Origin of the sequence: Lysinibacillus sp. NPDC093210 (assembly GCF_044753985.1) — a bacterium.
Lineage (GTDB): Bacteria > Bacillota > Bacilli > Bacillales_A > Planococcaceae > Lysinibacillus.
Genome location: NZ_JBIVOE010000001.1, coordinates 1,104,544 through 1,120,460 on the forward strand (window position 1 = coordinate 1,104,544; position 15,917 = coordinate 1,120,460).

General features: G+C 38.0%; 14 protein-coding genes and 1 riboswitch. Of the genes, 5 read left to right on the forward strand and 9 right to left on the reverse strand.

What is annotated here, in order from left to right; translation table 11 throughout:
• Positions 1-33 precede the first annotated feature (33 nt).
• The 3 genes from ACIP9C_RS05440 to ACIP9C_RS05450 form a co-directional block, all read right to left on the reverse strand.
• On the reverse strand, positions 34-1,815 hold the full coding sequence (locus ACIP9C_RS05440; RefSeq protein ID WP_401009128.1) for a SulP family inorganic anion transporter: 1,782 nt from the start codon (positions 1,813-1,815) through the stop codon (positions 34-36).
• Positions 1,816-1,913: 98 nt separating this feature from the next.
• The gene (locus tag ACIP9C_RS05445; protein ID WP_340822926.1) at positions 1,914-2,261 is read right to left on the reverse strand and encodes an ArsR/SmtB family transcription factor; all 348 of its coding nucleotides are present in this window, start codon (positions 2,259-2,261) and stop codon (positions 1,914-1,916) included.
• Between the two features lie 133 nt (positions 2,262-2,394).
• Positions 2,395-3,585, reverse strand: a complete 1,191-nt coding sequence (locus tag ACIP9C_RS05450; RefSeq protein WP_401009129.1) for an MDR family MFS transporter — start codon at positions 3,583-3,585, stop codon at positions 2,395-2,397.
• Between the two features lie 293 nt (positions 3,586-3,878).
• Between ACIP9C_RS05450 and mnmL the strand changes: the two genes are divergently transcribed.
• Both mnmL and mnmM read left to right on the forward strand, forming a co-directional pair.
• Positions 3,879-4,835 (forward strand): tRNA modification radical SAM protein MnmL/YtqA, encoded by a 957-nt coding sequence (gene mnmL / locus ACIP9C_RS05455; protein WP_401009130.1) that lies wholly within the window; start codon positions 3,879-3,881, stop codon positions 4,833-4,835.
• Positions 4,832-5,410: a tRNA 5-(aminomethyl)-2-thiouridylate-methyltransferase MnmM gene (gene mnmM / locus ACIP9C_RS05460; RefSeq protein ID WP_401009131.1), complete on the forward strand. Its 579-nt coding sequence runs from the start codon at positions 4,832-4,834 to the stop codon at positions 5,408-5,410. Before mnmL ends, mnmM begins: the two co-directional genes overlap by 4 nt.
• 456 nt (positions 5,411-5,866) lie before the next feature.
• Here the strand turns inward: mnmM and ACIP9C_RS05465 are convergent, their stop codons facing one another.
• Both ACIP9C_RS05465 and ACIP9C_RS05470 read right to left on the reverse strand, forming a co-directional pair.
• A complete protein-coding gene (locus tag ACIP9C_RS05465) occupies positions 5,867-7,375 on the reverse strand; it encodes an alanine/glycine:cation symporter family protein (protein ID WP_401009132.1) in 1,509 nt (502 codons plus the stop codon).
• 130 nt (positions 7,376-7,505) lie between these two features.
• Positions 7,506-8,312, reverse strand: a complete 807-nt coding sequence (locus ACIP9C_RS05470) for an alpha/beta hydrolase (protein WP_340822920.1) — start codon at positions 8,310-8,312, stop codon at positions 7,506-7,508.
• A 135-nt stretch (positions 8,313-8,447) separates the two neighbouring features.
• Between ACIP9C_RS05470 and ACIP9C_RS05475 the strand changes: the two genes are divergently transcribed.
• Positions 8,448-8,960, forward strand: coding sequence for a gamma carbonic anhydrase (locus ACIP9C_RS05475; RefSeq protein ID WP_139860748.1), 513 nt, complete (start codon positions 8,448-8,450; stop codon positions 8,958-8,960).
• A 363-nt stretch (positions 8,961-9,323) separates the two neighbouring features.
• On the opposite strand, the gene metK is transcribed toward ACIP9C_RS05475, so the two are convergent.
• The gene (gene metK / locus ACIP9C_RS05480; RefSeq protein ID WP_401009133.1) at positions 9,324-10,520 is read right to left on the reverse strand and encodes a methionine adenosyltransferase; all 1,197 of its coding nucleotides are present in this window, start codon (positions 10,518-10,520) and stop codon (positions 9,324-9,326) included.
• Between the two features lie 255 nt (positions 10,521-10,775).
• A riboswitch (SAM riboswitch) is annotated at positions 10,776-10,894 on the reverse strand.
• A gap of 202 nt (positions 10,895-11,096) precedes the next feature.
• Between metK and pckA the strand changes: the two genes are divergently transcribed.
• Positions 11,097-12,683, forward strand: coding sequence for a phosphoenolpyruvate carboxykinase (ATP) (pckA, locus tag ACIP9C_RS05485; RefSeq protein ID WP_401009134.1), 1,587 nt, complete (start codon positions 11,097-11,099; stop codon positions 12,681-12,683).
• Positions 12,684-12,786: 103 nt separating this feature from the next.
• Positions 12,787-13,743: an alpha/beta hydrolase gene (locus ACIP9C_RS05490; protein WP_401009135.1), complete on the forward strand. Its 957-nt coding sequence runs from the start codon at positions 12,787-12,789 to the stop codon at positions 13,741-13,743.
• 227 nt (positions 13,744-13,970) lie between these two features.
• Here ACIP9C_RS05490 and ACIP9C_RS05495 read toward each other — a convergent pair whose 3' ends face one another.
• From ACIP9C_RS05495 to ACIP9C_RS05505, 3 genes are read right to left on the reverse strand one after another with little or no spacing between them, the layout of a single operon-like run.
• Complete coding sequence (locus ACIP9C_RS05495) at positions 13,971-14,747, reverse strand: alpha/beta hydrolase family protein (RefSeq protein WP_401009136.1); 777 nt, start codon at positions 14,745-14,747, stop codon at positions 13,971-13,973.
• Positions 14,731-15,198, reverse strand: a complete 468-nt coding sequence (locus ACIP9C_RS05500) for an NUDIX domain-containing protein (RefSeq protein ID WP_401009137.1) — start codon at positions 15,196-15,198, stop codon at positions 14,731-14,733. Before ACIP9C_RS05500 ends, ACIP9C_RS05495 begins: the two co-directional genes overlap by 17 nt.
• A gap of 59 nt (positions 15,199-15,257) precedes the next feature.
• Positions 15,258-15,818 carry a helix-turn-helix domain-containing protein gene (locus tag ACIP9C_RS05505; protein WP_401009138.1) on the reverse strand — a complete coding sequence of 187 codons (561 nt, stop codon included), beginning with the start codon at positions 15,816-15,818 and terminating at the stop codon, positions 15,258-15,260.
• Positions 15,819-15,917 lie beyond the last annotated feature (99 nt).

The window sequence follows — 15,917 nt, forward strand, 5'->3', positions numbered from 1 at the left end:
ACGAACTGAATAAAGGCTCCACACGATAATTCATCATGTGGAGCTTTTATTTAATCCTCCTTCAATTGTCAGAATCTTTTCTGTGCCTGTCACTCGAGGGTCACGCGAGGAAAAGTCCACGCATTCATGGAAGGCAAAATGTTTGCACCCGATGCATTTATTCATGTCCAAATCCTTCAATGCCCTGTCAATCGCATCTCCTGTATGTTCATAGAAATTATCTTTTCCAATTTGATCGAATAAACCATTACGAAGCAGTGCCACTTTTAAATCTTCAGAGACACCCGTTACTAAAACGATGCCACCTCTTGTTTTGAAGTTTTGCACGATATTGCTAAAATAGGTCTCTCCCGTAGAATCCATAAAAGGCACTTTACTCATACGTAAAATTAAAACTCTTGGATGCTCATTCATTGAATGTAGTAATGTCTGCTCAAAAGTTTGTGCTGCACCAAAAAATAGCGGCCCCTCAATTGAATAAATACTAATTTGTGGGCAATCATGCTTTTGATTGACAACATGTGGCTGTACCTTGCCATTATTTTTTGAATGGTCTGGTAAAACTTTATCTACAACCAACTTCTCACTCATTCGTTTAACAAATAACACAATTGCCAAACCAAGCCCTACTTCTACAGCTATCGTTAAGCTAGCGAAAACCGTAAGTAAAAACGTAATTATTAAAACAAGTGAATCTCCTGATTTCACTTTCACAATATGTGCGAAATGCTTTCGCTCACTCATATTCCACGCTACGACCATCAACACTGGTGCCATACTAGCTAATGGAATATGGGAAGCAAAAGGCGCTAATAACAATAACGTGACTAATACAAAAACACCATGAATAATACCTGACATTGGGGATGCTGCACCCGTCTTTATATTTGTGGCAGTTCGTGCGATTGCCCCTGTAGCTGGAATACCTCCAAATAGAGGTGTGACAATATTCGCTATGCCCTGCCCTACTAGCTCTCGATTGCTATCATGCTTACTATTTGTCATTCCGTCAGCAACCACCGCTGATAAAAGAGATTCAATTCCACCCAACATAGCAATGACAAATGCAGGTCCAATTAATAATTGCATTCGTTCAAAGGTAATTTCAGGTATTGAAAACTCCGGTAAAGTATTTGGAATTTGACCGTAAGCTGTAGCAATTGTTGCAACTTGTCCCGAAAAAAAGAAGCTAGCAACTAGTGTAGAGACAACAATGCCTACTAATGCGCCAGGTACTTTTGGAAAAATTTTAGGTGTCACTAATATCATTACAAGACAAATAATTGCTATGAAAATACTATAATAATTTGTTGTACCGATATGCACAAAGAGCTCTTTCATATTAGCGATAAAATATTCATGCCGAGCAATATTTGTCAGACCTAAAAAATTAGCTATTTGGCCCGTAAAAATAATGACCGCAATACCTGCAGTAAATCCTATCGTTACAGGACGCGGAATAAATTTTATCAGTGAGCCCAGCTTAAAAATACCCATTAAGCATAGCAAGACACCCGCCATTAACCCCGCAATCAATAGATTTTCATAGCCGTATGATAAGACAATTCCTAATAGAATGGGCACAAAAGCACCTGTAGGTCCGCCAATTTGATATTTCGAACCACCAAAAAGTGAAATCAGTATACCTGCAATACACGCTGTATAAATGCCGTATTCTGGTTTTACACCAGAGGCAATTGCAAAAGACATCGCTAAAGGAATTGCAACAATACCGACAATAATCCCAGACAATAAATCCTTTTTGAAAAGATTAACTGAATACCCTTCAAACCGCCCCGTAAACAGTGACTTCATATAGTAATCTTCCCTTCGAAATAATAAACTCTTTGAATCCAGACCGTTCTTTTATTCAATACTAGGCTGTTTTCTAAGGGGGAAATGAACTTATGGCCTTACATCATTTCTTCATCATTTTCACTGACGGTCATTTCTTCTAATCTTGAAATTGTATGAATTAAATGGTTGTTAAAAATGTCTTTAGCAACACGCAGCAACTCAACAATCATCGGATCACTCAAAGAATAGTAAACTTTTTTTCCTTCTTTCGTGCCATAAACAATATTTTTCGCCCTTAATACACTTAGCTGCTGTGAAACTGCTGAACCCTCTTTTTCAAGGCAACTTTGAATCTCATTAACACTTTTCTTACCATCTACCAATAATTCAAGAATTCTAATTCGTAACGGGTGTGCTAAAGCTTTAAAAAAATCGGCTTTAAACTGTTGTAAGCCTTCTTCCACGTTAATCCCCCCATTATTATATTTACATATTCAAATATTTGAATATGTATGATTGTATCGTTTTACAAGGTCGATTTCAATCCAAAACATAAAAAAAGCGAATGATTTGCATTCGCTTTAATATAAATCGTCTTTAATTTTCAGAATTGTTTCTGTGCCTGTCACTCAAAAGCAACGGTCGGTCATACACAAGGCATGGGAAAATACCTATTAATACAATGATCACTAAAATAGAAACGAGTGCAATCATACCAAACTGATCAACCATTATGCCGCCGAACAATGGACCTATCATACGGCCTGCTGTAGCCGCACTATTGATAATTCCTTGGTAGAAACCCTCGCGCCCTTTTGGTGCAAGCTGATTCGCGATTGTAGGTAACGCTGGTGTATAAAACATTTCTCCAAATGTTAATACAACCATTGCAGCTGCAAACATTTTAAAATCTTCAGCAAATGCTATAATTCCAAATGAAGCTGCTATAAGCGTAATACCAAATACTAGTTGTCGTTTTATTTGATGTTCCCAGCGTCTGACAAGCGGAGCGATTAACGGCTGCCCAACCACTATTAGAAGTCCATTAATAGTCCAAAGTAAACTATATTGCTTTAATCCTAAACCTAAATCTTGGGTATACGAAGAAATCGTCGCACTCCATTGTGAATAAGCAAGCCAGCACAATACGGAAGACGTGCTTAAAATTAATAACGCATAAAATGGTGCTTTATTTGTAATGCGTTTACTCTCACTTACTACATTTTTCAGTGCAATACTTTCTGAATCTATTCCTCTAAATGTAATCAATGCTATGAAGAAAAATATAATATACATTGCTAAATTGACGACAAAGACATAATCAAATTGATAATCTGCCACAATTCCAGCTAATGCCGGACCAACAGCTACACCTACATTTTGTGCTAAATAAATCGCATTAAACGCTTTACGTCCGCCTTCAGGCCAAGCAGCTCCTGCTAGTGCAAACATTCCTGGAAATACGATGCCTCCACTAAATCCAAGGACGGTTAAGAACCACACATAATGAGGCCAACCATGCCAAATCGTTAAGCCGACTAACGAGGCAACTGTTAAAAGAATACCTAGCATAATAGATTTGTAGCCACCAATTCTATCAAATAAAAATCCACCTAAAAGATTCCCTAACACACCTGCAGCCGAATTCAACATTAAAATAAAGCCAGCCATTGCAAGTGTCTTTCCTAAGTAGTCATGCATATAAATGGCATTTAAAGGCCATAAAAAAGAGTTGCCCGTCGTGTTCACAAGCATACCGATAATTAAAAACCAAACACTTTTTGGCATAGTCTTGACCTCCATTATTTCGTATCTCTAAATAGCTAGTTTATGCTGAAAAATAAAAAAGTACAAGGAAAATAAATTTACCTTTTCTTCATAAAATATTCCTTATTTCAATAGACTTTCTTCTTCAATGTACTTTCGCTATAGCAGACATGCGTTCTTCCCTCTGGACAATAAATCACATTGTTTATTTAAATGAATAAACTTGCATCTCAACCATTCCTACATAATAAAATTCTTATCCATGACGGAACCTTACGCACATGATAAAATATAACGTTAGAGGAGTGAAATACATGACAGAAATAAACTTTCCTTTTCCTACAGAGGGGAAAAGATACTATACATGGAATCGATATTTACGTGATCAGTTCGGTCACAAAGTATTTAAAGTAGCGCTCGATGCAGGTTTTGATTGCCCGAACCGTGACGGTACTGTTGCATTTGGGGGTTGTACATTTTGCAGTGCTGCAGGGTCAGGAGACTTTGCGGGTAATAAAGTAGACCCGATTGATGTGCAGTTCGCAGAAATCCGTGACAAAATGCATCAAAAATGGAAAGATGGTAAGTATATGGCTTACTTCCAAGCATATACAAATACACATGCACCGCTTCCTGTCTTAAAGGAAAAATTTGAGGCAGCATTAGCGCAAGAAGGAGTAGTAGGACTTTCAATTGCAACGCGTCCAGACTGCCTTCCAGATGATGTTGTAGAATATTTGGCAGAACTAAACAAACGCACTTATTTATGGATTGAACTCGGACTTCAAACAGTTCATGAAAAAACAGCAAATCTTATTAATCGTGCACATGACTATGCAACATATGTAGAAGGTGTTGAAAAACTTCGTAAACATGGAATTCGCGTATGTTCACATATTATAAATGGTCTTCCACTAGAAGACTATGACATGATGATGGAAACTGCACGCGCAGTTGCAAAGCTCGATGTCCAAGGCATAAAAATCCATTTACTTCACCTATTAAAAGGGACACCAATGGTAAAACAATATGAAAAAGGCATGCTAGAATTTTTAGACCAAGATGTTTATACAAAACTAGTAGCCGATCAGTTAGAAATACTGCCACCACATATGGTTATTCATCGTATAACAGGTGACGGACCAATTGATTTAATGATTGGACCGATGTGGAGTGTCAATAAGTGGGAAGTACTGAATGGGATTGATGCAGAGTTAGAACGTCGTGGCAGTTGGCAAGGTAAATTTTATAATGCTGAGGTCACAAAATGAAGCTTCAACGAGTCTTACAATATGCACAGCAATTATTAGTAGACTCGATACAAGAAGGCGATACAGTTGTAGATGCCACGGCAGGAAACGGCCATGATACATTATTTTTAGCACAGCTTGTTGGCGATAACGGACAAGTTTATGCATTTGATGTGCAAAAAAGCGCTGTTGACGCTACATTGCATCGTCTGCTAGACAACACGTTAGAGCACCGTGCCCTAGTGTTACATACTGGGCATGAAAATATTAACAAACATGTGCAAAAGCCAGTTACTGCTGCCATTTTTAATCTTGGCTACTTACCTGGTAGTGACCATGATATCGTGACAAAACCAAATACAACTATTCAAGCGATTAAAGATTTACTACAACTCCTTAAAATTGGAGGCTTAATTGTACTTGTCATCTACCATGGCCATCCAGGTGGCAAGGAAGAACGTGACGCTATAATTGAATTTGTCAGTCATCTACCACAAAAATATGTCCATGTATTAAAATACGAATTTCTAAACCAACAAAACGATCCACCATTTGTCATTGCCCTAGAAAAAATGAAAGACATACCTACCAATTAACCCTTATACTAAAGCCCGAACTTGAAATTTCGGGCTTTTTCCTTTCTCAGAATCACAAAGAATTATGATGAAATACTTTTTCATATACAAAAAACTGTTTCTATATAATTTTAGCTAGATGTCTTATATGATAGGATTCTACTTATTCAACAAAATCTTAGATAAAAGGCATTAAACAGTTAACTCTTGATACTTTTATCATTTTTTTATTCCTTTGATTTTCACCAAAATTGAAATTTCCCTAACAACTTGCTCAATTGATTAGAGCTGAAGTTTGGTGCCAGGCACTCAAACAATTATACGAGTTGATTGGAGTGGAGTGCGATGACTCCTGCTCAAAACGCACAAACGGAAGACGCAACAGACCGCACCGCAAAAAAGCGTCCCCGCCCGAAGCGGCTATCAACTAGTTAAACTAAAAAAGTCCTCTCATAATGAGAGGACCGTTTTTATACATTATTTATTTTTTCGTTTATCATTGTATTCAATCCAGAAATCTGCACCTTTAATTCCTAGTTTACGAGGATCAAAAACAGGGTCTTTCCCTTCTTTTTTCTGTTTCTCGTAATCTTTTAATGCTAGAATCGCAGGTTTCATAATAATTAAGATGGCAATAACATTGATCCATACCATTAAACCTAAACCAACATCTCCCATTGCCCACGCAAGGTCAGATGTACGAATTGTTCCATAAAATGTTGCGATCAAAAAGGCAATCTTTGCTATCCAAATGAAAATCTTTTCGGTTTGCCCAGTGAATAGGTAGGCCACATTCGTTTCAGCTATATAGTAGTACGCCATGATTGTTGTAAATGCAAAGAAGAATAAAGCAATTGCTACAAATTCTGAACCAATACCAGGCAATGAAGATTCCACTGCATATTGTGTATACGCAGCACCTTCTTTAATACTTTTCGCAAATGTGATTTGTTCGTCTCCTGTAAGACCGTTTTGATTGAATTCTCCGACGTAAATAAACGGATCAGTACCCTCAGCAGCCTTTTCATTCTGGACATTGTACATACCTGTAAATAAAATCATAAATGCAGTAGCTGAACACACTAATAATGTATCAATGTACACAGATGCTGCTTGTACAATACCTTGTTTAGCAGGGTGTGAAACTTCTGCTGCTGCAGCTGGGTGCGCTCCAGTTCCTTGACCAGCTTCGTTTGAATAAATACCACGCTTAACACCCCAAGCGATTGCTGAACCAATAATACCCCCAAATACTTCTTGTGCACCAAAAGCACTTGAGAAAATTAAAGAAAATACAGCAGGCACTTGAGAAATATTCATAAAAATAATAACTATTGCCATTAGAATATAAGCTAAAGCCATGAACGGTACAACTACCTGTGCTACATTTGCAATCGATTTAACCCCACCGAAAATAATTGCACCTAATAGTACGACAATAATTATTCCTGTAATCCAAGATTCCATACCGAAAGCGTTTTCAACAGCAACAGAAATTGCATTCGATTGAACGCCTGGCATTAATATTAACATTGCGATTAACGCCGCAATCGCAAAAATTACTGCAAACCATTTTTGCCCCATTCCCTTTTCAATATAAAAGGCTGGACCACCACGGTATTCTGTATCCTTCTCTTCTTTATATATTTGTGCTAATGTCGACTCAACATAAGCCGTCGCCGCACCGATGAAGGCAATTGCCCACATCCAAAAAATTGCACCAGGCCCCCCCATTGCGATTGCAGTTGCCGTACCAGCAATATTACCTGTACCAACACGCCCTGATAATGCAATCGACATTGCCTGGAAAGAAGAAATTCCCTTTTCCGATTTCTCTCCTTTAAACATTAAGACGAACATATCCTTAATGAGTCTTACTTGTAGGAACCGTGTAATAATTGAAAAGAATAAACCGATCAATAAAATACCATAAATAAACCACGGTCCCCATAAAATACTGTTCAGAAAACTTACAATACCTTCCATTTTACCCCTCCCAAAATATGAATATTCTTACTTTAAGACATTATAGTATTACATTTTTCTGAAAATTACAACATTATTTTTAAGTTACTATACATCTTATTCAACAATATTTTTTCGGAGGGGAAACATTCTATCGAATTATATATCCAATTCTACGCAAGGCATTATTAACAAAATCTCGGATATAGACAAAAATCTCTTCACGCTCTATTTCATGGAATAGATTATGGTAGCATTTTGCCCATTCTTTAAATTGGAATTCAGCAAACTCCTGCTGATGTAGCCAATTGCGTGTTTGTCTAGTTTCCGTGATACTATCCCTTTCCCCAGTCATAATAAGCATAGGCGTGTTCGGAAACTCTGCTTTTGGCATGACCGCTAAATTGCGCATCATTTGCTGTAATTCACGATACCACTTTACTGAGATGACGGACTTAAAAGGAAACTCGTCCTTCATTTCATCTCTGCCTTCGACACTTCTCGTTAATTTGTCAAAAGAGATATCGTGTGTCATTTTAACGCTTGCCGTTAAAGCACTTAAGCTAGTTAATGCATTTGATAACTTGCCAGGCTGTAATTTTAAATGCAGCCAAGGTGATGTCAAAATAATTCCTGCACACTCATATTTTCTCTTATGCATTGTATGAAGGATTAACGTTGCTCCTAGTCCATGTCCCATTAAAAACACTGGCAAATCATATGAAAAAGCATTTTCAATTAAATGCCTTGTATATTTGTTGTACTCTTTAAAGTCCTCATCATGGACACGTGAGAGTTTCGCATTTGCCCCATGATTCGGTAAATCCCCCATGACTACGTGGAAGCCTTCCATTCTGAGTTTTTCAATAAGCCATGCGTACCAACGGTGATTTTCGTAAGCACCGTGAACAATAGCAATCACAGCCTTCGCTTGTCCATCAGCTTCCCATTTCCACATTCACATAGTCCTCCTAAATAAATAGTTACACAATGATTATAACGAAATATTCACGTCATAATAAAATTATATTTGCATAAAATTGCGCATTTGATACGATAATACTACATCAAAGAAAGAAAAGAGGCGTTTAGCATGATTTATCCGTTTAAAGACAAAACACCTAATATCGATCCATCAGTATTTATAGCTGACTATGCAACCGTTACTGGTGACGTAACGATTGGTGCCGAGACAACTATTTGGTTTAATACAGTTATTCGAGGCGATGTATCACCAACAATAATTGGTAAACGAGTAAGTATCCAAGATCTTTGCTGTCTACATCAAAGTCCAAAATATCCATTAATAATCGAAGATGAAGTAACAGTTGGACACCAAGTAACTTTACATAGCTGTACAATTCGAAAAAATGCATTAATAGGTATGGGATCAATCGTGTTGGATGGGGCAGAGATAGGAGAAGGTGCATTTATTGGTGCGGGTAGTCTTGTACCTCCAGGTAAAGTCATTCCTCCTAATTGCTTAGCATTAGGTCGTCCAGCAAAAGTTGTACGTGAATTAAATGCTGAAGATAAAGAAGACATGGAACGTATTGTTAGAGAATACGCAGAAAAAGGTCAATATTACAAATCTCTTCAAAAATAATGGATGCCCTAAAAATACGCGGGCTACGATATAGGTGTAAGTGCTCTAGTAAGAAACAAAGTTATATAGGATAAAAAATAAATTCGCGATATCCTTCCAAGGTAAACGGAAAGACGCGAATTTTTTTGCAATCAATTACGCCTAGGCATAATTGCGTCCAGATTTTTTACAGTCTGCTCTAAAAGCTCCTTAGAAAATCTATGACATCCGCCGGGGCCTTTAACTTGCTTCAGCATTCAAATCCAACCTTTAGAAGTGGGGTATGAATGCTGAAGCAAGTTAGAAAGGGGCCATTAAGTAGCCCCCTTCAATAAAACATTTGCGTATGTTTACCACATATACGAATGCTCTTTATAAAATAGCTTATAGACTAGCTTTTTCTCTTAATGCATCAGCCTTGTCCGTATTTTCCCAAGGCACATTTAAATCTGTACGACCGAAGTGACCATAAGCAGCCGTTTGTTTGTAAATTGGGCGACGTAGATCTAGCATTTTAATGATGCCTGCTGGACGTAAATCAAATAGTTCGCGAACCCACTTTACGATTTCGCTTTCGCTTACTTTTCCTGTACCAAATGTATCTACTGCGATTGATACTGGTTGTGCTACACCAATGGCATAAGCAAGTTGGACTTCAGCACGTTCTGCTAAACCTGCAGCAACGATATTTTTTGCCACATAACGAGCAGCATATGCAGCTGAACGGTCTACTTTTGTAGCATCCTTACCAGAGAATGCACCACCACCATGACGTGCATAGCCACCGTATGTATCAACGATGATTTTACGTCCAGTAAGTCCAGCATCTCCTTTAGGTCCACCAATAACAAAACGACCTGTTGGGTTGATGAAATATTTCGTTTGAGCATCTAATAACTCACTAGGTACTACTGGTGCTATTACTAACTCTTTTAAGTCTGATTGAATTTGCTCAAGCGACGCTTCTTCGTCATGCTGTGTTGAAATAACAATAGTATCGACACGAACTGGGATGTTGTGTTCATCATACTCAATTGTCACCTGTGTTTTACCGTCCGGACGTAAATATGCTAGCTCACCTGATTTACGTACTTCTGTTAAACGACGAGCTAATTTATGCGCTAAACTAATTGGTAAAGGCATTAACTCGGGTGTTTCGTTACAAGCGTAACCGAACATTAATCCTTGGTCACCTGCACCAATAGCTTCAATATCTGCGTCAGTCATAGAACCTTCACGCGCTTCTAATGCTTGGTCTACACCTTGAGCAATATCTGGTGATTGTTCACCAATTGCTACTAGTACTGCTAAGTTTTCAGCATCAAAGCCATATTTGCCGCGTGTATAGCCAATTTCTGCTACCGTATCACGCACGATACCTTTAATATCTACATAAGTAGAAGTCGTGATTTCTCCTGCTACTAATACTAATCCTGTTGTTACAGTTGTTTCACACGCTACACGTGCATTTGGATCTTCTTTTAAAATGGCATCTAAAATGGCATCCGAAATTTGATCACAAATTTTGTCGGGATGTCCTTCTGTTACACTCTCTGATGTAAACAATCGACGGTTTGTCATTTGATTTTCCTCCTATTACTCTTACAAATAGCATTTGCGAAATTAATACGGTACTCATTACCCATGTCAAGTTCGCTCCTGAAGGATAGAACTTTCAAGCCGTTGTTGCTTTTAACATGAGGATTTCGAAAGATCCGTCATTATAATAAGGAAAGAATTGTATATACTTACCTTTACATTCATTATGAAAATAAAAAAAATCCTTTTCTCACGTACTTTACATGAGGAAAGGAATAATGACTTCGTAACCTTTCACTCTTATCGTTCAAGGGTTTTCCCCTTGCATCAGGTTGGCACCAGCGCATGTCGTGAAATAGTTCATGCAGGTTGCCGGGTTTCACAGGGCCTGACCCTCCACCAGCTCGGGATAAGAGTATCCGTTCAATTCCTCATCTTACGTAAAAGGTCGAACGTTGTCAATTATTTTATGACTTTTTGTTGAAAGTTATTTAAAACACGAAAATAATTTTTGAATTAGTATAGATTATTAAAGCAATTGTGTTATACTATTTTTGAAATTAAGAAAAACTCCCTCAAACTCAAGGGAATACTATAAAAAAGGATGGTATTTAATCGATGAATTCAGTAGAAATTGCAAACGAACTGAAGGAATTATTAAACGGCGGGAACATTAACGTTCAACTTTCAGTACCACAATTAGCGGAAAAAGCTACATCTCGTGGTGAGGCTATGTTAACAGTAGATGGCGCAGTTCGTGCAGAAACTGGCAAATACACTGGTCGTTCACCTAAAGATAAATATACGGTAGAAGAAGAAAGCACAAAAGATAAAATTGACTGGGGTAAAGTAAACCAACCAATTTCTTCGGAAGTGTTCGATAACTTATATGTAAAAGTAGTTAAATACTTAAAAGAACGTGACGAATTATTCGTATTCAACGGTTTTGCTGGTGCTGACAAAGATTCACAATTAAGCATCCAAGTAATCAATGAATATGCTTGGCATAATCTTTTCGCCCATCAATTATTTATCCGTCCAACACAAGAAGAATTAGCTTCTCATGTTGCTGACTTCACAGTTATCTCAGCTCCTAACTTTAAAGCGGATCCAGCTATCGATGGTACATCTTCTGAAACATTCATTATTGTATCACTTGAAAAGAAAATCATCCTAATCGGTGGTACTGAATATGCTGGTGAAATGAAAAAATCTATTTTCGGTATTATGAACTACCTATTACCACAACAAGGCATCCTATCAATGCACTGTTCAGCAAACGTTGGTGAAGCTGGCGACGTTGCATTATTCTTTGGTTTATCAGGTACTGGTAAAACAACTTTATCAGCTGACCCTGACCGCAAATTAATCGGTGACGATGAGCACGGCTGGTCTGACAACGGTGTATTCAATATTGAAGGTGGTTGCTATGCAAAAACAATTAACCTTTCTGCTGAAAAAGAACCTGAAATCTATAACGCAATCCGCTTCGGTTCTGTACTAGAAAACGTAGCTGTAGATCCTGAAACTCGTGTTTGTGACTACGATGATGTTTCATTAACAGAAAATACACGTGTTGCTTACCCAATCCAATATATCGAAAATATTGTTGATCCATCTGTTGCAGGTCATCCAAAAACAATCGTCTTCTTAACTGCTGACGCATTTGGTGTATTACCTCCAATCAGTAAATTAACAAAAGAACAAGCAATGTATCACTTCCTAAGTGGTTTCACATCTAAACTTGCAGGTACTGAACGTGGTGTAACAGAGCCAGAACCAGTATTCTCTACATGTTTCGGTTCTCCATTCCTTCCACTTCCAGCAACTGTTTATGCTGAAATGTTAGGTCAAAAAATCGATGAGCATGGCGCACAAGTATTCTTAGTAAACACTGGCTGGACTGGTGGCGAATACGGTACAGGTAGCCGTATGAAGCTTTCTTACACTCGTACAATGGTACGTGCTGCAATCGATGGTAAACTAAACAACGTTGAAACGACTCAAGATGCTGTATTTGGCTTACACATTCCTACAGCAGTTGAAGGTGTACCTTCAGAAGTGCTTAACCCACGCGATGCATGGGCAGACAAAGCTGCTTATGATGTAAAAGCTGCTGAACTTGCAGGTCTATTCAATGACAACTTCAAGAAATTCTCAAATGTTTCTGAAGCAATCACTAAACTTGGTGGTCCATTAAAATAATAATGCGACTAAGGGAACGATTTATTCGTTCCCTTTTTTATACCCATTTCCATAAAAAATACTCTTCAAATTTTTATATTTTGGATAGTATTGGAGGATACATATGAAAAAAAAATACAAAATACTAGTTGGCATCATCGTCTCATTATTTGTGTTATTTATTGGAGCTGGATTTATTGCAGGCAATTACTTTTACAACTTGGCGTTAAATCCACAATCTGATAAATCAGCCGTTCTTGATGCACCACATAATTTAATTGCTTCTAATCCGAATGAAGTGAGAGAGAAAGAGGCTCGTGAAACATGGTTTAACAGCCATTACGAAGAAACAACGATTCAATCCATAGATCAACTAAAACTACATGCCTATTCCATTAAAAATCAAAATGAATCAAATAAATGGGCAATTATTTTTCATGGATATTCAAGTGATGGATTACAGATGACCAAGTATGCAAAACACTTCTATGACATGGGCTATAATGTCCTTATTCCTGATGCAAGAGGTCATGGTAAAAGTGAAGGAGACTATATCGGAATGGGCTGGCATGATCGCTTAGATGTCGTGTCATGGATTGACAATACGGTCCAATTAAATAACGATGCAGAAATCGTCCTTTTTGGTGTTTCGATGGGAGGCGCCACAGTAATGATGGCATCTGGTGAAGAATTACCTACAAACGTTAAGGCAATCATCGAGGATTGTGGCTATTCTTCTGTTTGGGGTGAATTTTCTTATCAGCTAAAAGAGATCTTCCACTTACCAGCCTTCCCTATTATGTATTTTGCTTCAGCCGTAACGAAATTAAAAGCTGACTATACACTTGGTGAAGCTGATACGGTCAAACAAGTTGCAAAATCACAAACACCGATGCTATTTATCCACGGCAGTAACGACACATTCGTCCCTTCTTCAATGCTAAATGAAGTCTATGAAGCAGCCAATGTGCCTAAAGAAAAACTACTTGTTGAAGGTGCAGGTCACGGTAGAGCTGAAAATGTAGCAGGAGCAAAATATTGGGAAACAATTCAATCATTTTTAAGCACCTACGTAAAATAATCGGTGCCAGTCACTCACACAATTTACTATTCTAGCCCTATATTTTATAACTAACATAATAAAAATCCACGAACACTCCTATGGCAACACAAGTAGCGTAAGACGCAATAAACGGCGCGATTAGCGACGGTTGCGGCTTACCATTTGCCCATGGAAAGTACAGTGGATTTTTATGATTTATAAGTGCCAGTCACTCACACAATTTAACATGTCCCTTTGCTAGAATATCACTGTTTCTTCATCCATTCGCACAAAGCGCGCACAGTTTCACGATTTTGAGCAGGTGGATATTGATGTGCAAATCGATGATTATACCACGTTTCATACGTCTTATTGGCATCCTCTAAGTAAAATGCTAATTGCCTTGCATGTTCAATATCAACATTTTCATCACGATAGCCGTGAATAATTAGCACCGGTGCTGTAATATGTTCAACTTCAAATAAAGGTGTACGTGCATCATAAGCCTCTGGTACACGATTAGGTGTCCCTCCTATTACGCGTTTCATCATACGACGCATATCCGTCCGCTCCCAATAAGTAGCTGTCGCATCAGAAACACCTGCCCACGTAACAACTGAAGTAATATCCTTACGTAAAATTGCCGTCCACAGCGCCATAATACCTCCACGTGAAAAGCCAAACACATGAATATTATCATTGCAAAATTGCTTTAGCACATCTACCCCATGCACTGCATCATAACGATCCTGACCTGCAAATTCATCACGACCTTCTCCCCCTCTATTCCCTCGATAGTAAGGGGCAAAAACGATAAAACCTTGTGCGGCAAACTGGGCAACACGTGCTGGTCTCACCATGCCGATGCTTTGCATTCCTCCACGTAAATATAAAAACCCATCGTATGTACCTTCTGCCTTAGGCTCTGCTAGCAAGCCTTTAACCCGTAATCCAAGTGATAAATAAGTAATTTCCGATAAGCGAATAGCTGGATTCGGTGAAGGGTATGGACGTTTTTCAACTATTTCACCATTGATCGTCATAGCGCTTCAACTCCTCTAGCATTTTTTGCATGCCTTCGTCTTTCATATGAAAGCTTAAATTTTGGTGACTTACAAACTCTTCATCTGTTAGCCAAACCATACCTGATGTCTCCAAGTCAAACGCTACCTTCTCCTGACTTACATATTGCGCCGTGAAGACTGTTTTACAAAACAATAGTTCTCCATGGACAGCGTATTCTGCAAACCAACGAAGATTTTTTACATGTACACCTGTTTCTTCAAATACTTCTCTAACAGCAGCTTGTTCTAATGTTTCGCCAGGTTCTACCTTACCGCCTGGTACTTCAACGCCACGACGCTTATGAATTGTGCATAACCATTTATTTTTATGCTTTAAAAAGATGAGTACATGTTTCGGCTCAACTTCAAACTCACCTCTTGTAAAGCTTAAATCAACTTGAAATCCATTTAAATCTGTAAATGAAAACATTCCATTCCACTCCTATTATTATATTGTAACGAATGTATTCATTACGTTCTGATGACCTATTATTTCATATACTGTGAGGAATCAATTACAAGGAAATAGTGACATTCTTCATTCGTCATATTGATAAATCGATGCTCTGTATCCGCTTCAAAAAAGAAGGAATCCCCTGCTTCTAATTCTTCATAAAAAGCGCCACGTTCTAATTCAACACGTAACATCCCGCTTTTAACAAAAATATACTCTGTCACTCCTGATTTATGTGCAGGAAATACACCAGATTCTCTATTGGCTGGAATGATATTTAAGACAAACTCAATGCCTCTAGACGGAACGGAAGGTGATAATAAATGTCGTTGAAACCCAGACTTTTCGTCGACATATATTGGGCGTTCATCCTTTCTTATGACTACAATATCCCTTTTTTTCTGTTGATCTAACAAAGCAGAAAGCGTTGTATTTAATGCCTCCGCTATTTGACAAGCTACTTGAATCGTTGGATTTTTTTCTTCTCTTTCAATTTGAGATAGCATCGAGGCACTCACGTTACTTACGACTGAAAGCTCCTGTAATGTCATCTTATTTTTTTTTCTAATAGCATTTACATGCTTTCCAAATCCCATTATAAAAGCTCCCCTCACTACTTCATTATGCAGTCTAAAATATCTTATCCTTATTTGTTCGTCCTACTATTATTTTTACTATAGTGAAATTTTATTTCA